A 19079-nucleotide genomic window follows, 5' to 3' on the forward strand; every position below is an offset into this window, starting at 1 on the left:
CGAGAAATGTGGCGATTGTTCTTGATACACGGGAAACATTTGCGGAACATTTTATCAGCTGAAAGTAAATAGAATTCTGGGGGAAGGAGATGTCGAATTATCCTTCCTTTTTTTTATGAATAATAATATAGTTAAATTGTAACTTTTTTTAGAGAGATAACGACTATTTAATTGAACGGGGAGGGGAATCCATGGACTCCGTTTTTGATGAACTTTATAAAAAATACCATCATGATGTCTTTCAATTTCTTTTTTATATGGTCAAAAACAAGGAACTGGCTGAGGACCTGGTCCAAGAAGTCTATATAAGAGTGTTAAAATCATACGAACGTTTTGAAGGAAAAAGCAGTGAAAAAACATGGCTTTTTTCAATTGCCCGTAATGTTGCCATCGATTCTTTCCGCAAACAAAAAGGGTGGAAACAAAAGATTATGGAGAAATTTGACTGGTCTACCCAGCAGGTAATGGATGAGCTTCCCCTGCCGGAAGAAATCGCCATGCAAAGGGAAGAAATACAACTGATCTACCGATGCCTGGATTTGTGCACAGTTGACCAGCGGCTGGTTATCATCATGAGATACATTCATGAGCTTACCATTACTGAAACTGCCGAGGCATTAGGCTGGACTGAAAGTAAAGTTAAGACAACTCAGCATAGAGCATTAAAGGTTTTGAAAAAATATATGGAAGACATAATGGTAAAGGAGGGGATGAATAATGAGGAAGTCAAAGTGGAGCGATGAGCAGATCGAAGAATTATTAAGTCAGATGCCAAAAATAAAAGATAACCGTGATCAAATAGAAATCTATCAAAGCATTGAAATGAAAATCGGAAAACGAAAACAAAAAACATGGATCCTGCCTGCTGCTTCCGCCGCCGCTGCCTTGCTCCTATTTTTTATTCTTGCCCCAAGCCTTATAAATTGGCAGGAGTCTGCCGATAAATCAGTCGAGATCCAAGCTGATAAATTTTCTTCATCTGCAGAGATTGCCACTGAAAACAATCTTTTTGAAGCCAACGATAATGAAGCCGAATTAAAAGCAAAGGAAGAAGAAATAGGAGAGGATAAAGCGGAACAATTTGATGATGCTTCTAAAAATAATGCGGAAACAGAATCAAATGATCAGATCAGCTTGAAATCTTTAGCTTCTAATACTAGTCCTACTGCTGTTTATGAGGAAGATTTGACCGGGAAAGAAGTGCTAACGTATGCTATTCCGGATCAGACTGCTCAAAACATCGTTCCGGTCAGCGTTCTGGTTGATGAGAATCCCGCAAAATCCAAATTTGAATTGTTTGAAGACAGCATGAGCAGGCTGACTGAAGAGGAATGGGGACTATCCGATTATTATCCACTAAAAGCAAACTTTAGTTATGACCAGGAAAATAGAACATTAACAGTTGATGTACCTGAGGACCACCCTTACAGTATGTCCTCTACTACTGAACTGCTGCTTGAAAAGGTTCTTGGAAATGTTATGCATAATCTTGAAATAGAAAAGGTTAACCTTGCAACCGAGGGTCAAAAGGGCATTGAATTTAGCCATTTCGGATATAGAGAAAACCTTGTGCCGGAAAAAGGCACTGGCAACTTAATATATTATTTTCTGTATCCGGATGGTTCGGAATCTAAGCCCTTTATGGTTCCTCTAAGGGAAAAGCTCGATTCTATAAAAGACGCTCTAAGGGCTATGAAAAAGAACCGTGGTGAAGACAATTTGCAGGCATCCATTCCTGAAGATATTAATTTTGAAGCAGAAGAATTACAGGAACGGAAGCTTCTGATCCGCTTCGAAAGTGAATCGGAAATTATTGATAATGAACCAACACTCCATGCCATAGAAGCGATCTTGCTGACTGCAAAGGAATTTAACTTTGAGACAGTTAAGCTTGAAAATGCTGATGTTGATAAGATTGGCAACTTTGACCTATCTAATGAATTAAAAGTGCCGGTGGCGGCAAATAAACGTGAATTGCCAAATTAAAAAGGCGGCCCATTGAGGCCGTCTTTTTTGTTGTGCAAAAAAAATTTTGGAGTATAGGATGATTTTGGCACTCTGTTGAGTGGAACGAATGGCTTGAGGTGCTCAGATATACATTCGCATTTCCTACGTCGAAGGTTTATCCGAGGAAGCTTTTTTTTCAAAGTTCTGGGGCAGAAGCGGGTCATATGGAGCCCTCGGAGCGAGTGGTGGAATGGAAATCAACAGAGAAGTTTAAAAGAACTTTGCATAAAAAACCTCAGGCAGGAAGTATACTAACAAATGTGCTTTTGGAACCAACATCCAAATATATTCGGTTCTAAAATAGTACAAGCTGTCATAGGGTGAAAAAGAGAGCCGCTGAAGATTTTTTAATAGCTCAAAATTCAGCTAGTGATTCAGGCTAACAATTTAGGAGGAAAAGAATGAGGGATTACATAAGACGTTTCTTTATTGCAGGAATAATGGCTCTTTGTGTTGGTCTATTATTTCTAGGAGGGAAGCATTCTAAAGCTGCCGAGCTAAATGTTGAGGACCTTACAAGGGACTGGATGTGGCCTGCAGATGGTGTGATTACAGATACATTTGGGACAAGGCATGGCCAACATAAGGGAATCGATATTGCTGCCGAATCCGGTTCGCCAGTTTATGCTGTCGACTCTGGAATTGTATCAAAATCGTATTATTCACAAACTTATGGACATGTTATTTTTATAAAGCACAGCAACCAAACGGAAACCGTTTATGCACATATGAACGAGCGCTTGGCCGGAGAAGGGCAAAAAGTTAATCAGGGTGAGAAAATAGGAACAATGGGGAACACCGGTGACTCTTCCGGAGTGCATCTCCACTTTGAAATACATAAACGAGAATGGACAGTTGATAAAGAAAATGCAGTCGATCCTTTTGTAGCTTATGGGAAGGAAGAAATTGGACAACCGGTGTATGCTACATTAAATGAAGAAAGTGCACAGGAGGTATCAGCCCAATTATCACAGCTTGGACCGGGACAGACGCGAATACTGGAACACCCATCTGAAAATGCCGAAATACTTGTACCTGAACCAGGCCAGGGGAAAGAATCGGTCCATATTGTCCAGCCGGGCGAAACCCTCTGGGAGATTGCAAGGATGTATAATTTATCAGTTAATGCCATTACGAGTTTGAATAAAATTGAACAAAATAAAATTGTGTCGGGCCAAAAGCTCAGAATTAGTGCAGAAAACTATGAGCGATATGCCGTGAAAAAAGGTGACACTCTTACAGCCATTGCAAATAATTATCAAACCTCAGCGGAATTAATCAAGGAAATCAACAAACTGGATACAGATGTTATTAATGTTGGACAATTGCTAATTATCCGCCAAAATGAGTAGATTTTGATTGCGTCGCTTTACTCCCTTAAAGTATAATGGTAGAAAACTTGGGGGAGTTGGAGAAATGCTGACAGATTATCATAATCATCTTGAAAATGGCACATTAAGCTTGGAGTATTTAAGGAAATTTACAGATGCTGCTGCACAAAAAGGCATTGAAAGCTTTGGAGTCTCCGAGCATGCCTATCATTTCTATCAAACAGCAGACATCCTGCAGAATCCATGGGTAAATGAGAGACGGTACTATGATATGAAAGACTATGTGAATGTTTTTCATGAAGCCTGGAACAATGGAATAGATGTCAAGATGTCTATCGAAATGGATTACACGCCAGGAAAGCATGAAGAAATGGAAAAATTCATCCAAAATTATTCTTTTGATTACGTAATCGGCTCCATTCACTGGGTAGGGGATTTTGGAATAGATCTTGCAGAGTATAGAAAAGAATGGGATAAAAGAGATCTTTACGATGTCTATCGTAAATATTTTGATCAGGTCGTAACATTAGCACAATCTAATTTATTTGATATCGTAGGTCATCTTGACTTAGTGAAGATCTTTAAATATGTTCCGCAGGATGAGGAATTTTTACTGGAACAGTATGACCGTGCAGCCAATGCCCTTGCAGAATCAAAGACCTGTGTGGAAATTAGTACAGCCGGTTTGCGGAAGCCTGTTGGGGAACTTTACCCTGATAAAAGGCTTTTGCAGAAATGTTATGAAAAAAATATACCGATTGTGCTTTCATCAGATGCGCATTTTCCAGAACATGTAGGAGCCGACTTCGACCAGGCAATTGCGCTTGCGAAGGAAGTGGGCTATCAGTCAATAATGACCTTCTCCAAAGGAGAAAGAAAAGAATATCCTCTAGGGTGATAAAAAGGATGGCTTTGGAGCCATCCTTTTATATGGGAATGTGAATCCGAGCCTAAAGGGCAGGAGGACGCGCAGAAGTATCAAACCCCGCATGTAAAACCTGGAAAGCCGTGCACAAATTGATAACCGCTTATAAAAGTCGGAATCCACGCACAACAATCAAGAATCCTGACATGAAATTCAGAAACAGCACAGAAAAAATATCTTGGAAAACAGCTATTAAATGACTAAGGATGATAAAACTCTTCACTCAAACTCTTGAAAAGTTAAAATCTCTTGAAATTCTCCACCTGTATGATCAGCAGAGAGAATATATCCCTTCACATTACCTCTATTTTTCAGTATAATAAGAGATGAAAAAAATTAATACGGTCTATCTTCGGGGCAGGGTGAAATTCCCGACCGGCGGTGATGAGTTTTTTTTACTCTAAGCCCGCGAGCCTGAGAGTAAAGTCTTCTTTAACAAAACTTTACTATTTAATTGGGCAGGATTTGGTGCAATTCCAAAGCCGACAGTACAGTCTGGATGGGAGAAGATGGAGGTTCTGCAGACGTTCAAAAAATGCAGGTTTTGAATGTTTATTAAGCGTGCCTTTGTAATTCTCCCTCAAGTGATTTAGCTTGAGGGATTTTTATTCCAGAGACATTTGCTTTGCCGAACCTTTCTTCTATAGGAGAGATAGTCCTAAAAAGGAGAGAGGAACATGAAAAAACTTAATATCAAAGCTTTAGTTTCAATCGGGATGCTTAGCAGTATTTCATACATTTTAATGCTGCTGAATTTTCCAATCCCGCCATTTCCACAATTTTTAATGATTGACTTCAGCGATATCCCTGCATTGATCGCAGCGTTAATCTTTGGTCCGGCGGCAGGAATCTTAGTCGAATTCATTAAAAACGTTCTTGATTATTTTATGACTGGAAGCGCAACAGGAGTTCCTGTTGGCCATATTGCAAACTTCGCAGCTGGCATTTTGTTTGTCTTGCCAACTTACTATGTATACAACAAGCTGAAAACAAAAAAGGGCATGACCTTCGGATTGGTTATTGGCACAATGTTTATGGCTGTAATCATGAGTGTGTTAAATTATTTCATCATTTTGCCGGCATATACATTCTTTTTAAACTTCCCTTCAATGTCTGCACCGGAGATGCGCACGATGATCGTGACAGGTATTTTGCCATTTAACATTGTTAAAGGTTTACTGATCTCTATTGTTTTCATGCTATTATTTACACGCATGGGAACATGGATGAACAAGCAGGCTACTTTTAAAAACGCAGCTTAAATAAATTATAAATAATAAAAAGCAGCGGCTATGTGTGCCGTTGCTTTTTTTGCTTTGCAAAACGGGACCTTGTTGTCACCTTCACTGCAAATAAAAACTCCCTTTCATCATGAAAGGGAGCAGTAGCTTAACATTGGATTAGAATATAATTGAAGATCTATTCGTATTTAAGCGGGTCGCCGTCAAACGCATCGTCAGCTACTTTAATTGAATCAGTTGGGCAGCCTTCAAAAGCATCCATCATATCATCAATTAATACATCCGGAATTTCAACGATTCCCTGGTTATCATCAAGGGTAACGAATGCAATGCCTTCGTCATCGTAATCATAAATGTCTGGTGCAGCAGCTCCACAAGCACCACATGCGATGCATGTCTCTTTGTCAACAATCGTATACTTTGCCATGAAAAAAACCTCCCAAGATTTAAACAAATAATCTTCCATCATGAAGATGGTAACGCATTCCTCATATCTATTGTAAAACTGTATGGGCAACTTTTCAATAGAAAATGTATTGAGAATGCTTATCATAACTGGGTTTGGGCTTTAATTTACCCTAAATAATTTATTTAAAACAGTTTGCTTATTTCTTTCATGATAAAATGGAGAGAGAGTCACAAATTGTCGTATATGCTCGCATAGACACAACATTCCAAAAATATCATGAAGGCTGCATAAAATAAAATCAGCAACCAATAAGGTGAGAAATATGGAAAATTCCTATTTAAAGATAGTTATTTTATATTGTATAAAGGAACTGAAGGGACAGAGAACGATCTTTTCCATTCTGCACTTGTTAAATGGCAAAAAGTCTTCTCAAACGATTCAGGATGCCCACTTATTCCAATTAACCCGCTTCTTTAAAACATTTGGGCAATTAAGTCGTTCTGATCTTGAGCAGCATGCAAAAGAGATGGAAATCGTTAATTGGATTAGTCAGAATGAAAATAGCCATTTTGATTTGACTGCAGAAGGAGAAAGGTATTTGCAAAGTGCTTTTTTAAATTGCCCAATTCCTTCTTCCTTAAACGGCTGGAAATTCCATACGTCCACAGGGGTCTTTTGGGAGAGGCTTTCACTCCTTATTCAGGTTATATCACATTTGAATTATAATCATACAAAATATCTTCCAATTCAAAGAAAAAGGGAAGTTCATGCCTGGCTTAAAGGTTTTTTGAAAACAGCTGGAGCCCCCCGAAATGAATTAGGAAAACTTTTGAATAAAGAACTGCAGCACTGTCTTGGCGGTCTAAGTGATATTAATCCTGCTGTTCTTACGCTGAGGCTTACAGGCTTTAATCATATTGGCCTTACCCCTGTTCAGGCTGCCGAGCATCTGGGGATAAGCCACGATTATTATCACCACCAATTTCTTGGTGTACTCCATTATATTTTGGATTGCCTAATACACAGTTCCTCCCAGTATCCTTTGCTGGGAAAACTGGTTTCAGGATCTGAGGATTCTGTTCCGCTAACATTCTCGACTAAAAAAACCTACTCATTGTTAAACCGGGGCTTAGGTTTAGACGAAATAGCACGTATTAGAAATTTAAAAAGAAGTACCATTGAAGATCATGTAGTTGAAGTGGCTTTAAATGAGAGCAGCTTTGATATTTCACCGTATGTTGCGGATGACCGGCAAAAATCAATTCTTGAGGCAGCAAATAGCTCTGAGTCAAGGCAGCTTAAACAAATACGTCAATTGGTGCCGGATGCGGATTACTTTGAAATAAGATTAGTATTGGCAAAGTTTGGAGAAGAGAGATGAATTTAGAAACTATTTTACAAAATAACTTTGGGTATACATCCTTTAGGCCTGGCCAAAAAGAAATCATTGCATCCGTGCTTGCCGGAATGGATACAGTGGCCATGCTTCCCACTGGAACTGGCAAATCTCTCTGCTATCAGTTTCCTGGATACTTGCTTGAAGGGCAAGTGATTATCATATCACCTTTACTTTCCCTGATGCAGGACCAGGCAGAACAGCTTATGCTGAACGGGGAGAAGAAGGTGATTGCTTTCAATTCTTTTTTGACACATGAAGAAAAAAGGCAATCGCTCATGAATTTAAGGCACTTTAAATTTATATTTATTTCACCGGAAATGCTACATTTTGAGGCAGTCCTGTCTCAGTTGAAGAAATTGCATATTGCTTTATTTGTGGTGGATGAAGCTCACTGTATATCGCAATGGGGCTATGACTTTAGGCCTGATTATTTAAAACTTGGGGAAGTCAGAAAGAAGCTCGGAAATCCGCTTACTTTGGCTTTGACGGCTACAGCTACTCCAGAGGTAAAGGGAGATATAAAAAAATCACTGGGCATAACTGAAGGGAATGAATTTATTTATTCTGTTGACCGTCCTAATATTTCTCTATCAGTGGAAAGGCTGAACAGCTATCGCGACAAAATAGAAAGACTTGCTGAACTTGCTCAAACACTGGAGGGTCCCGGAATCATATATTTTTCCAGCAAAAAAATGGCGGAGCAGTCTGCAGAGCTACTTAGGGACCGTGGAGTTGGAAGGGTTATGGCTTACCATGGCGGCATGGACCAGGAAAGCAGGATTCTTGTGCAGCAGCAATTTATTCATGGACAGCTTGATCTTATTTGCGCAACGAGTGCATTTGGCATGGGGATTAATAAAGAGAATATCCGTTATGTCATTCATTTTCATATGCCTATGCAAATCGAATCGTATTTGCAGGAAATTGGACGGGCCGGAAGGGATGGAGATAAAAGTATTGCCATTCTCCTCTTTGCTCCTGGGGATGAACAGCTTCCCTACCAGCTTGCAGAGAGCGAACTGCCTGATAAAGTGCAAATTGATTGGTTAAAGGGATGGCTGGAGGATAATCCGGCGGTTATATCAAGTCTATCTCAATACGAAGAGCAAATCAGACAGCTATCAGGTTTAACTGACACACAATGGCGAGTTTTTGAAGATTTTTTTCAACGAAAAAGCAAACAAGGGATCTCTCTTGAGCAAATCGTGCTGGAGATGAAGATCTATAATCAGAAGAGACTTGAGTCAAAGAAACAGAGTATTGAAGAAGTATATAGTTGGATAAGTATGAATGTATGCCGCCGAGAGCATATTCTTTCTCATTTTAACGAGCAAAAAACAGATGCTATCCCAAACTGCTGCGATGTATGCGGCCTGGAACTAAACGATTTTACAAAAAAAACTAATAAAGTAAATCAGGAGAACTCGCTATATGATTGGAAGAATCATTTAGATGCGCTTCTGAATCCGGGTGTGTGAATGAAAATGATGAAGAAATACGCGGATATTATTAAAGACCTGACTGACAAAGAACTGTTATTTCACCTCTATATTACACAAATTCTACTATTAATCATTTCTTTTATATTAGGTATTATATTATTTGATAGTTTTGGCGCTTTTGTAGATCTGTTTAGGTGGAATGATGTTAATATTCTTTTGGTTGGGGGGACAGCTGGAGCGGGTGTTGTAGCTGTGGATTTAATTCTCATGAAGCTGCTCCCTGAATCCCTGTATAATGATGGGGGATTGAATGAAAGGATTTTCAGGAGCCGCAATCTGTTGCATATAGCATTGATAGCGGCATTAGTAGCCTTCAGTGAAGAACTGTTATTCAGGGGAGTCATTCAAACGCATTTTGGGCTCGCCGTTTCAAGCATTATCTTTGCACTTGTTCATTATAGATATTTATTTAATTGGTTTTTGTTTTTAAATATTATTACATTAAGCTTTTTTATAGGTTATATTTATCTTGTAACCGAAAATTTGCTTGTTACCATGGTTATGCATTTCCTGATTGATTTTCTATTGGGAGTCATTATCCGTATTCGGCACTCCAAAAATCCGACGAGGAAAGAACAGGACGGTAATGAGATACATAACGAATAACAAAGCCACTTATAAAAATTTTTTGATAAAAAGGCTGTTTTCGCAAACTTTGTTGCTTTTTAAACAAAATATTGTATTGAGGTTGATTTCCGCTCCAGGATGCTCTCTTTCCGCGGGGTGGGCGGTGAGCCTCCTCGGCGCGAAGCGCCTGTGGGGTCTCACCTGTCCCACTCCTCCCGCTGGACGTTGAATAAGCATCCTCGAATCATCACCGCACGAAGGAAATGCGAATGCATTTTCGCGGGATTAGCACCTTACGCTCCAATCAACCAACCTTATTTATTGTTTTATTCACAAATCTATTCAAAAACAACAATCTTTTAGAAAACAGCCTATAAAAATTAGCTTCTTATGAATATTAATACAGGAAGGGATGTTCCATGAATAAAGAAGGTCCATACAGAGATCAGGCGGAACGGCTCCGTAAAAAGATTGATAGAAAGCAGGAATCGGACAAAGGTGGATCAAAAACAGCTCTGCCGCCAAGGAGCAGGGTACACCAGGAAAAAAGAAAAAAGAATAAATGGAAGCTTAAATATCCTGTCATCCGCTTGCTTGCTATGTTTTTTATCCTTCTTCCCATTACTATTTTCAGCATTTACAATTATTTGAGCAAAGAAAGGGGCATGGGAGCTGCTGAAGAAGCTGCAGTTACCGAGACAGGCTTTGAAACCGTTGGCTATGCGACTAACGATTCTAATAAAGGGACTACGATCGAAGTAAGAGAAGATAATATTGCATCAGAATCAAAAGAGCCTGAGAATTCTCCTGCACAGAGGGAAAGTACAGCAGATTCTGAAACACAAGCTTCTCAAAAGGCAGATTCAGAAGATAAGGGTTCTGCAGCACAGCCTGTACAGAAAGAACAGACAAAAGCAGTAGAAAAATCTGTATCTGAAGAGGCGGCTGAATTAAAGCAGAAGGAAGAGCCCAAAACAGAAGAAAAAGTTGTCTATCATACTGTTAAGCCAAAAGAAACAATCTTTAGAATAGCTATGACCTATTATAAATCACAGGCTGGGATTGATATTTTAAAAGAAGCCAATAATTTGCAGTCGAATGAAATTCAGACAGGTCAAGTATTAAAAGTTCCGCTTAAATAATAGCAGAAAACTAAGGCTCCCTGTCCGGGTATTTTGCAGGCCAATGATGTTTAAGGAAAAAGTGCTTCAAGCTACTCTGCTTCTACAGTCATATAATGTTGTACAAGCTCATACATTATTATGAAAAGAGGAGGGAGAATCTTGGAGTCGCCGATTAGAATGCTTGATGATCGAACAGACCAGGCTACACGTAAGATGCTTGAAAAAGTAGTGGAGAGAAAGCAAAAGTTTGATAAGTTCAAGTCATGGCATTTGTTTGCCATGTGGGCAACAGTTTTTATATCTTTCTTATATTTTTTGTATATTTACAAAACAGTGATGCAGCCTTTTTCGTATTCATTTGCCTCTATGTTTTCTGCTTTTGTCAACCAATCGGCTAATTTTTATTTGCTTGTTATTTCGGTTGGGTTATATGGGCTGATGAACCTGCTGAGGGAAAAAAGAGAAAAAGCGGAAAAGGAATTTCACGCATTAAGATGTGAAATCATAGATAAAAGCAAGGATTTATGGAAAAGAGAAGATGAATGGAAAAACCGGCACAACGTTTTTGAAATGATGAAAAAAAATTATGACATTAACCTCTACCATGAGAATAAATAAGTGGGTAAACAATAAAAAGAAGCAGCCAAACTGCTTCTTTTTTCAATGTTAAGTATTTATTAAAAGAATTTCTTCTTATCCCGTTCTTCTTTAAGGATCTCTACTGCTTCCCTGAAGCGCTGTGAATGGATAATTTCCCTTTCCCTTAAAAAGCGCAAACCATCATTTAAATCCGTGTCATCGCTCATGTTGATGATCCACTGGTATGTTGCTCTAGCTTTTTCCTCTGCTGCTATATCTTCATATAAATCCGCAATCGGATCCCCCTTGGCCGCGATATAAGAAGCTGTCCAAGGCACACCTGCTGCATTATGATAGAATAATGCGTTATCATGGTTGGCATAATGGGCGTCTAGGCCAGCTGCTTTCATTTGATCAGGTGTGGCATCCTTTGTTAATTTATAAACCATCGTAGCAATCATCTCTAAATGGGCAAATTCTTCAGTTCCGATGTCTGTTAAAAGGCCGATAACTTTATCTGGAATGGAATAGCGCTGATTCAAATACCTTAGGGCAGCAGCAAGTTCGCCATCGGCACCGCCATATTGTTCTATTAAAAACTTTGCAAGCTTCGGATTGCACGTGCTAACCCGGACTGGATATTGTAATTTCTTTTCATAAACCCACATCTTTCTTCAACCCCTCCCTGAAAATCTGCCTTCAGATCACGTTATCTATAGATAAGAATATTTCCGGTTATCAGCGCTTCCGTTAGTGAAGGCGCAGCAGATGAATATTACACTTGCCATGGCCAAGGAGCGTCATCCCAATTCCAAGGCTGGCCGGAGTAGCTATGACCGTATTGCATTAATGGACCATATTTGCTTTCGATTGCATTTCTCAGTTTTTTTCGTTCCTTTGCATAATGATTGAATTGGTTAATCGCATCTGCATCATCATTATGAGTGTCGAGATACAGAGTCAAGTCAACTAACACAAAATCGACTGCTTGCAGTTGTTCGAGAAGCTGGTAGTATTCTGCTGGCATTTGTTTCATGGCTGCTGCCCCTCCCTGGCCTTTTCATATGGACTATACCAAGGGTCATAGAATGCTTTCCATAGTGTTCCTGTTCGTAAGGCTTGCATTGGTGTGAATTGCTCAAGACCGGGCGGCTGGAATCCCATATATAGATTTGGCGGGGTTGAATATGTTTTAACGGTAATGGGTTTGCAAGGGTCAAAAGGGCTTACATACGGGTGCCAGGTTTTACGGAGTGTGTACATGCTTATTCCCTCCTCATTTGTGCGTCATTGAATCATATGAGAAATTTCTGGTTTTCATGTTAGTTTTATATAAGAAAAAGAGGGGATAACGTAGGTGACGGAGAACTTATAAATGGGTCTTATTAATTACTCTGAGGTGATGGCAATGTTTGTGAAAAGTATTATGATACCAAAGCACACCTGTTATACAATTGGACAGGATGAAACATTGAAGACAGCATTAGCAATGCTTGAGGAGCATCAAATTGACGGACTTCCTGTATTGGAAGGCGATAAATACGTCGGCATTATCACCAGATATGGAATATATGAGAACTTCTTTTCATCAGGAAAATTAAAAGAGGATTTTTTAGGTGCAACACTGGTGAAAGATATCGCCACACATCATGAGAACTATCTTGAGGGAAATGAAATTTTTGAAAAAACTTTATTGGCACTAAAGGACTTTCCTTTGCTGGCGGTTCTGGGAGAAAATCGAAAATTCATGGGTATAGTTACAAGATTTGATGTGCTTGCACAATTCCAATCTGCTTTCGGCACCAACCGTTCCGGTGTAAGGATTGCTTTTACATCTGTAGAAACGGAGGGGCGGATCGCAAGGCTGGCAGAAATTGCCCACTACTTCCATGAACACATTATATCCCTTGTGACATTTGATGAAACAGATAAGCTGGTACGCCGCATTGTAATGAAAGTGGAAAAAAATAATAATCTGGATAAGTTCATTAGCAAACTTGAAAAATCCGGGTTTCGTGTTCTTGATATTACAGAAGATTAATTTTGAATATAGTCAACAAAACGAATCCTTCTCATACAATTTGTATGGGAGGGATTTTTTGTGTATTATCAATGGCTGAAACTACTGACTGGCTTAATTAGCGGTTTTTTATTTATAAAGTTTTTTCCGGTGTCCGTCCCAATGAGTATTTCAGATATGATTGTCATATTCGTACTGGAGCCGGGCGGGTTTTTTTTAGGGATGATTTTTTTTATTATCGCTTTTATTGCCAATGCAGAAATGATCAGAAGCGCCATAGAATTAACTGCATTGCTTATAATATATAAAAGAACACATTTGCTTGAACTTCTGCTGAGTTTATTAATTATCGGAAGCTTTATCATTTTGTCTGCTATTTCTCTTTGGGAAACGATTGCACTTTTCTGTTTTTCGGTAATCTATGGTATTATTTCTTTAGATTTTAAGAAACTGAAATTTGCTGAAGACTATGAGTAAAAGCAATGTAAGCAGGAGGAATTATGATTTATATAGCGGCTTTGACCTTTATAGGCGGTGCAGGATTACTTATCCATATGCTCAAGGAGGCATTTGCGGATAGAATAATATATAAAGAGCTTTCTTTTTCCGAATTCCCGAAAAGCTTCGGAGAAGTAAAGCTTTTTTTTATTTCTGATATTCATAGGCGACAGATTACCGGCAAACTTATTAGTGAAATCAAAGGGAAAAAACCGGATATAGTGATTATCGGTGGAGATTTAATGGAAAAGGGAGTTCCTTTTGAAAGAGTGAAAAAAAACGTATTAATGCTAATGGAGATAGCACCGGTTTATTTTGTCTGGGGAAATAATGATTATGAAGTAGACTATCATCAGCTTGATGCCCTACTTTTAGAATGCGGCGTTAAAATTCTTGATAATACAGCGCTATCCTTTGAATCTCAGAAAGGGGATCGCTTTGTTTTAATTGGAACGGACGATTTAAGCAAGGATAGGGAAAGGCTGGATCTTGCATTGGAAGATGCAGGAACAGGAGGCTTTCGGGTATTAGTAAGCCATGATCCCAGAATCGCCAAAGAAATAAAAAAAGAACACAATATTCACCTCGTGTTGAGCGGTCATACACATGGAGGTCAAATCCATATCTTAGGTTATAGTCCCTATGAAAAGGGGCGGATCAAAGTCCTTCCTGAAACAACGATTCTAATCAGCAATGGATACGGGACGACTGGTGTGCCACTGCGTCTTGGTGCAAAGGCGGAAACTCATTTCATTACACTTAAGAATGGCTGATCCATGAATGTTATTCAAAACATATACAGAGTTTACACACTTAAATGTAACTTCTATAATTGGAATTGAATGGAGGGCTGAGCATGTCTAATGATGAAGGAAAATACAATATTAAGGCTGTTTCAAAAATGCTCGGCATTCAGCCAGGTACTTTAAGAGCATGGGAAAGGCGTTATCAAATTGTCGCCCCTAAAAGAAATGACTCAGGTCACAGGCTATATACAGAGGAACATGTAAGAATTTTAAAATGGCTGCTGATGAAGGTTAGTCAGGGTTTTTCTATAAGCCAGGCCGTTTCTCTGCTGGAAAACAATGAATTGAATACAGAGCCCATACAGATGGAAAAGGAAGGAGACAGGTCAAGTATTTTAGCAAATGAGCTGCTTGAGTCTCTTCTCAATTTTGACGAACCAAAAGCGCATGATTTGATCAATCAGGCGTTTAGTTTATTTACAATTGATAAAGTGCTTGTTGATATATTGGGTTCATTGCTGGTTAATATCGGCACTCTTTGGGAGGATGGAAAGATTACCAGCGCACATGAGCACTTTGCTTCATCAATTTTAAGATCAAGAATCGGAATGATTCTCCATTCTTTTCCTCATAATTCGGTTTTGCCAAAAGCCATAGCTGTATGCGGCCCTGGTGAGGCACATGAATTGGGCCTTTTGATATTTACACTATTTTTAAGGCGAAAGGGCTTTGAAGTGGTTTATCTGGGGACAAGCATTGCAGACGATGATATCCATACAGTCATCAATATTGTAAATCCTAAGTTTTTATTTTTTTCCTGTACCATGAAGGCGAATGTCTCCGAAACTCTGAAATTGTCCGAGAGACTGTTTGCAACCTATGAGTCGCTCAATGTGGGAATAGGGGGATTCGCTATTGATAGCCTGGCGGAAGAGGAAAAAAAGAAGTATAAGGATTTTATTCCCGGTAGCTCCAAGGGCGAGTGGGAAGGATGGATAAAAGAACATTTAAATTAAGGCTCTTTTCTAAAGGCTGTTTTCCGCGGTTCGCTGAGTATCCTGGAGCGGAAATCAACCTCTTCACACTATTAAAAAGTGCGAAAAAAGACTATTTAATTTGAGAAAGCCGGCGGTGCATTGCCGGCTAATTTAATTTTTGCCCTCATTTAAAAAGAGACGACTCACAAACTTTTCTTATCTTCATACACTAAACCAAAGAGTTGGTTCAGGGCAGGGGGCTTATTATGCGCTTAGAACGTTTGAATTATAATAAAATCAAAATCTTTCTTACATTAGATGATTTAACAGACAGGGGCCTAACAAAGGAAGATGTCTGGAAAGACTCTTTAAAATGGCATCAGCTTTTCCATGAGATGCTTGAGGAAGCAAGTGAAGAATTTGGCGTTGACATTCAAGGGACTGTCGCTGTCGAAATTTTTTCCATGCAGGCCCAAGGAATGGTTATGATTGTAACTATGGAGGAGCAGCAGCAGGATGATGAGCTCCTTGACGATGGTTTTATTGAAATGCAAGTAACAGTTGATGGCAGTGAAGACATCCTGTTTGAATTTCAGGATTTTGAGGATGTAATTCAAATGGCTAAAAGGCTGAATCTTGTTCATATTGAGAACGGGAGCCTTTATTCCTATAAAGGAAAATATTTCTATCATATTACCGATATTCACGGTGAAGACGTCCATAGGACAGTTGCTATATTGGCCGAGTTTGGAAACCCCTCATTTGTCAGTATCCATCTAATTGAGGAGTATGGCAAAATCATCATTAAAAACAAGGCTGCCAAAAAGCTAGTTGAGTTTTTCTTATAAAATAAGAGGGGGGTGTTCCTCCTCTTTCGTATTTTCAGGAATTTATCTTAACTGCTCATGAACCATGCAGATATTGGGCAAAACAATGGTAAGTTCACGAGCTGCAAAAGCCGCCGAAGAAGCATTGACCCTTTGTATATTAAAGAATAAAAATGGATGTTTTCTTTGCCTGTGAGCGGGAAAACAGGTAATAAGAATAAACAGAAAATTGCCTTTAAAACCAGCATTGATAACGGTTTCATAAAAGAATCAAAAAATGCGGAAAAGTGTACTATTCTTCTTGCATAAATTAAGCAAAGGTGTATACTATTTCATGGAAGCGGACAACTGAAGCGGACAACTAATGAAAGTGATTTTTCTAGGAGGTTTACAAATGGTAGCCGAGAAAGGTACTGATTCAAATAAAGCTGAAAAACTAGACGTTTTAAAGTCGACGCAAACTGTCATACATAAAGCTTTGGAAAAGCTGGGATACCCAGATGAGGTATATGAACTTCTAAAAGAGCCAATTCGCATGATGACAGTGAAAATTCCTGTACGGATGGATGACGGAACTGTAAAAGTCTTTACTGGCTACCGGGCCCAGCATAATGATGCTGTAGGTCCTACTAAAGGCGGTATTCGTTTTCACCCGAATGTAACTGAAAAGGAAGTAAAGGCACTGTCTATTTGGATGAGCTTGAAATGCGGAATTGTCGATCTCCCATATGGAGGGGGCAAAGGCGGGATTGTCTGTGATCCGCGGGATATGTCCTTTGGAGAATTAGAGCGGTTAAGCCGGGGATATGTACGCGCTATCAGCCAAATTGTAGGTCCTACTAAAGATATTCCGGCACCTGATGTCTTTACAAACTCCCAAATTATGGCGTGGATGATGGATGAATACAGCCGGATTGATGAATTTAACTCACCTGGCTTCATTACTGGTAAACCTCTTGTACTTGGCGGTTCCCATGGCAGGGAATCTGCAACAGCTAAAGGTGTTACGATATGCATCCGTGAAGCTGCAAAGAAAAAGGGCATCAACCTGGAAGGCGCAAGAGTTGTAGTGCAGGGTTTTGGTAATGCGGGCAGCTTCTTGTCAAAATTCATGCATGATGCTGGTGCGAAGGTAGTCGGCATTTCAGATGCTTATGGCGGGTTGTACGATCCAAATGGTCTTGATATTGATTATCTTCTTGATCGCCGTGACAGCTTTGGTACTGTAACTAAACTCTTTAATGATACAATTACAAATAAAGAGCTGCTGGAGCTTGAATGTGACATTCTCGTTCCTGCCGCCATTGAAAATCAGATAACTGAAGAAAATGCGCATAACATCAGAGCTGGCATCGTTGTAGAAGCTGCAAATGGTCCAACTACACTTGAAGCCACGCAAATCCTTACAGAGAGAGGTATATTGCTTGTACCTGATGTATTGGCATCTGCCGGCGGTGTAACGGTTTCTTATTTTGAATGGGTTCAAAATAATCAGGGCTACTACTGGACAGAAGAAGAAGTGGAAGAAAAGCTAGAGAAGGTAATGGTTAAATCATTCGATAATATCTATCAAACAGCCCAGACGCGCAGAGTGGATATGCGTTTAGCTGCTTACATGGTTGGCGTGCGGAAAATGGCAGAAGCTTCAAGATTCCGCGGCTGGATCTAGAATAGTGTTCTTTCTTAAAGTAAATTGAAGTAAGACATTTGAATAATCATAAAAAATCTCCTATCATAGATTGATGGGAGATTTTTTAGTAAGGCTTTGTTAAAGCTCATTGTTGATTTTGGCACCCTGATGATCGAAGCGGTAACAACAGCTTAACTAAGCTAAGGAAAAAATTTAAATGAAAGCAAGCATTGCTTTCTTTTGGTCGTGAACTAAGGAGTGAGAACATCTTGACAATAGACGCTATAATTGTTGGAGGCGGTCCATGCGGATTGGCAGCAGCCATAGCCCTTCAGGAAATGGGGAAAAATCCGCTAGTCATCGAAAAAGGGAACATTGTAAATGCGATTTACCACTACCCAACACACCAAACTTTTTTCAGTACAAGTGAAAAGCTTGAAATAGGTGGCGTACCATTTATCACAGAAAACTATAAGCCAAAAAGAAATCAGGCGCTTACTTATTACAGAGAAGTTGTGAAAAGAAAAGGAATTAAGATTAACGCATATGAAAAAGTAGTAGAGATAGCTAAAAAGGGTGAGGCTTTTGAAGTTAATACCGATAAAGGCCAATATGCTGCAGAGTATGTAGTCATTGCTACAGGCTATTATGATCATCCTAATTTTATGGGTGTCCCAGGTGAAGACTTGCCTAAGGTTCACCATTATTTTAAAGAAGCCCATCCTTATTTTGATAAGGACGTCGCTGTTATAGGCGGAAAAAACTCCAGTGTGGATGCCGCAATTGAATTGGTTAAGGCGGGAGCAAGAGTAACAGTCATTTATAGGGGAAAGGAATATTCCCCAAGCATAAAGCCATGGATTCTGCCGGAGTTTGAAGCATTAGTCCGCAATGGTATTATTAAGATGGAATTTAATGCACATGTGAAAGAAATTACCGAGATCAGCTGGCTTACACCAAAGAAAATCACCTATATGAAATAAAAAATGATTTTGTATTTGCGATGACAGGCTATCATCCTGACCATAGCTTTTTAAAAAGTATGGGGATTATGATTGATGAGGAAACAGGACGACCTCTTTTCGACCCGGATACAATGGAAACAAATATTCAAGGTATCTTTATTGCGGGCGTTATAGCAGCGGGCAATAACGCCAACGAAATCTTTATAGAAAATGGCCGCTTCCATGGAAAACTAATTGCTCATACCATTAATAAAAATGAGAACAAAGCAAAAAAAGGCTGATCCATGTTTGTGGATCAGCCTTTTTTTTGGATATGTTAATGCGTATTTTGA

At 39.3% G+C, this 19079-nt stretch carries 20 protein-coding genes, 1 pseudogene and 1 riboswitch; of the genes and pseudogenes, 17 read left to right on the top strand and 4 right to left on the bottom strand.

Annotation, left to right across the window (positions count from 1 at the left end; genetic code table 11):
* Nucleotides 1-191: 191 nt before the first annotated feature.
* From sigX to AC3ZVC_RS11875, 5 genes are all read left to right on the top strand, one after another.
* Nucleotides 192-743 (top strand): RNA polymerase sigma factor SigX, encoded by a 552-nt coding sequence (sigX, locus tag AC3ZVC_RS11855; RefSeq protein ID WP_490068620.1) that lies wholly within the window; start codon nt 192-194, stop codon nt 741-743.
* Nucleotides 718-1986 carry a hypothetical protein gene (locus AC3ZVC_RS11860; RefSeq protein ID WP_490068621.1) on the top strand — a complete coding sequence of 423 codons (1269 nt, stop codon included), beginning with the start codon at nt 718-720 and terminating at the stop codon, nt 1984-1986. Before sigX ends, AC3ZVC_RS11860 begins: the two co-directional genes overlap by 26 nt.
* Nucleotides 1987-2408: 422 nt before the next feature.
* Nucleotides 2409-3359 (top strand): M23 family metallopeptidase, encoded by a 951-nt coding sequence (locus AC3ZVC_RS11865; protein WP_490068622.1) that lies wholly within the window; start codon nt 2409-2411, stop codon nt 3357-3359.
* Nucleotides 3360-3423: 64 nt separating this feature from the next.
* A complete protein-coding gene (locus AC3ZVC_RS11870) occupies nt 3424-4236 on the top strand; it encodes a histidinol-phosphatase (RefSeq protein WP_490068623.1) in 813 nt (270 codons plus the stop codon).
* 371 nt (nt 4237-4607) lie between these two features.
* Nucleotides 4608-4778: riboswitch (FMN riboswitch) on the top strand.
* A 162-nt stretch (nt 4779-4940) separates the two neighbouring features.
* Nucleotides 4941-5525 carry an ECF transporter S component gene (locus AC3ZVC_RS11875; protein ID WP_490068624.1) on the top strand — a complete coding sequence of 195 codons (585 nt, stop codon included), beginning with the start codon at nt 4941-4943 and terminating at the stop codon, nt 5523-5525.
* A 157-nt stretch (nt 5526-5682) separates the two neighbouring features.
* Here the strand turns inward: AC3ZVC_RS11875 and AC3ZVC_RS11880 are convergent, their stop codons facing one another.
* The gene (locus AC3ZVC_RS11880; RefSeq protein ID WP_026584182.1) at nt 5683-5931 is read right to left on the bottom strand and encodes a ferredoxin; all 249 of its coding nucleotides are present in this window, start codon (nt 5929-5931) and stop codon (nt 5683-5685) included.
* Nucleotides 5932-6235: 304 nt separating this feature from the next.
* Between AC3ZVC_RS11880 and AC3ZVC_RS11885 the strand changes: the two genes are divergently transcribed.
* The 5 genes from AC3ZVC_RS11885 (at nt 6236) to AC3ZVC_RS11905 (ending at nt 11123) form a co-directional block, all read left to right on the top strand.
* Nucleotides 6236-7294, top strand: coding sequence for a YpbB family protein (locus AC3ZVC_RS11885; protein ID WP_490068625.1), 1059 nt, complete (start codon nt 6236-6238; stop codon nt 7292-7294).
* Nucleotides 7291-8790 carry a RecQ family ATP-dependent DNA helicase gene (locus AC3ZVC_RS11890; protein ID WP_490068627.1) on the top strand — a complete coding sequence of 500 codons (1500 nt, stop codon included), beginning with the start codon at nt 7291-7293 and terminating at the stop codon, nt 8788-8790. The genes AC3ZVC_RS11885 and AC3ZVC_RS11890 overlap by 4 nt, the downstream gene beginning before the upstream one ends.
* A 6-nt stretch (nt 8791-8796) precedes the next feature.
* Nucleotides 8797-9420, top strand: coding sequence for a CPBP family intramembrane glutamic endopeptidase (locus AC3ZVC_RS11895; protein ID WP_490068628.1), 624 nt, complete (start codon nt 8797-8799; stop codon nt 9418-9420).
* Nucleotides 9421-9800: 380 nt separating this feature from the next.
* Nucleotides 9801-10523: a LysM peptidoglycan-binding domain-containing protein gene (locus AC3ZVC_RS11900; protein WP_490068629.1), complete on the top strand. Its 723-nt coding sequence runs from the start codon at nt 9801-9803 to the stop codon at nt 10521-10523.
* A 141-nt stretch (nt 10524-10664) separates the two neighbouring features.
* Complete coding sequence (locus AC3ZVC_RS11905; RefSeq protein ID WP_490068630.1) at nt 10665-11123, top strand: YpbF family protein; 459 nt, start codon at nt 10665-10667, stop codon at nt 11121-11123.
* Between the two features lie 59 nt (nt 11124-11182).
* On the opposite strand, the gene AC3ZVC_RS11910 is transcribed toward AC3ZVC_RS11905, so the two are convergent.
* The 3 genes from AC3ZVC_RS11910 to AC3ZVC_RS11920 all read right to left on the bottom strand — a co-directional run bounded on the left by AC3ZVC_RS11910 (nt 11183) and on the right by AC3ZVC_RS11920 (nt 12347).
* Complete coding sequence (locus AC3ZVC_RS11910; RefSeq protein ID WP_490068632.1) at nt 11183-11752, bottom strand: manganese catalase family protein; 570 nt, start codon at nt 11750-11752, stop codon at nt 11183-11185.
* A gap of 107 nt (nt 11753-11859) precedes the next feature.
* Nucleotides 11860-12120, bottom strand: coding sequence for a spore coat protein CotJB (locus tag AC3ZVC_RS11915; protein ID WP_490068634.1), 261 nt, complete (start codon nt 12118-12120; stop codon nt 11860-11862).
* Entirely contained in the window at nt 12117-12347 is a 231-nt protein-coding gene (locus AC3ZVC_RS11920) for a spore coat associated protein CotJA (protein ID WP_214722757.1), read from the bottom strand. Before AC3ZVC_RS11920 ends, AC3ZVC_RS11915 begins: the two co-directional genes overlap by 4 nt.
* Before the next feature lie 145 nt (nt 12348-12492).
* Between AC3ZVC_RS11920 and AC3ZVC_RS11925 the strand changes: the two genes are divergently transcribed.
* The 7 genes and pseudogenes from AC3ZVC_RS11925 (at nt 12493) to AC3ZVC_RS11955 (ending at nt 19028) form a co-directional block, all read left to right on the top strand.
* Entirely contained in the window at nt 12493-13125 is a 633-nt protein-coding gene (locus tag AC3ZVC_RS11925) for a CBS domain-containing protein (RefSeq protein ID WP_490068917.1), read from the top strand.
* Nucleotides 13126-13185: 60 nt separating this feature from the next.
* Nucleotides 13186-13581, top strand: a complete 396-nt coding sequence (locus AC3ZVC_RS11930) for a hypothetical protein (RefSeq protein WP_490068639.1) — start codon at nt 13186-13188, stop codon at nt 13579-13581.
* 23 nt (nt 13582-13604) lie between these two features.
* On the top strand, nt 13605-14375 hold the full coding sequence (locus AC3ZVC_RS11935) for a metallophosphoesterase (RefSeq protein ID WP_490068640.1): 771 nt from the start codon (nt 13605-13607) through the stop codon (nt 14373-14375).
* An 83-nt stretch (nt 14376-14458) separates the two neighbouring features.
* Nucleotides 14459-15364 carry a MerR family transcriptional regulator gene (locus AC3ZVC_RS11940; RefSeq protein ID WP_490068641.1) on the top strand — a complete coding sequence of 302 codons (906 nt, stop codon included), beginning with the start codon at nt 14459-14461 and terminating at the stop codon, nt 15362-15364.
* Between the two features lie 227 nt (nt 15365-15591).
* On the top strand, nt 15592-16173 hold the full coding sequence (locus AC3ZVC_RS11945) for a genetic competence negative regulator (protein WP_490068642.1): 582 nt from the start codon (nt 15592-15594) through the stop codon (nt 16171-16173).
* A 373-nt stretch (nt 16174-16546) separates the two neighbouring features.
* A complete protein-coding gene (locus AC3ZVC_RS11950; protein ID WP_490068643.1) occupies nt 16547-17821 on the top strand; it encodes a Glu/Leu/Phe/Val family dehydrogenase in 1275 nt (424 codons plus the stop codon).
* Between the two features lie 230 nt (nt 17822-18051).
* Nucleotides 18052-19028: pseudogene (locus AC3ZVC_RS11955) on the top strand (YpdA family putative bacillithiol disulfide reductase).
* The last annotated feature ends 51 nt before the right edge of the window (nt 19029-19079 follow it).

Source organism: Cytobacillus sp. C11.1 (assembly GCF_058145115.1).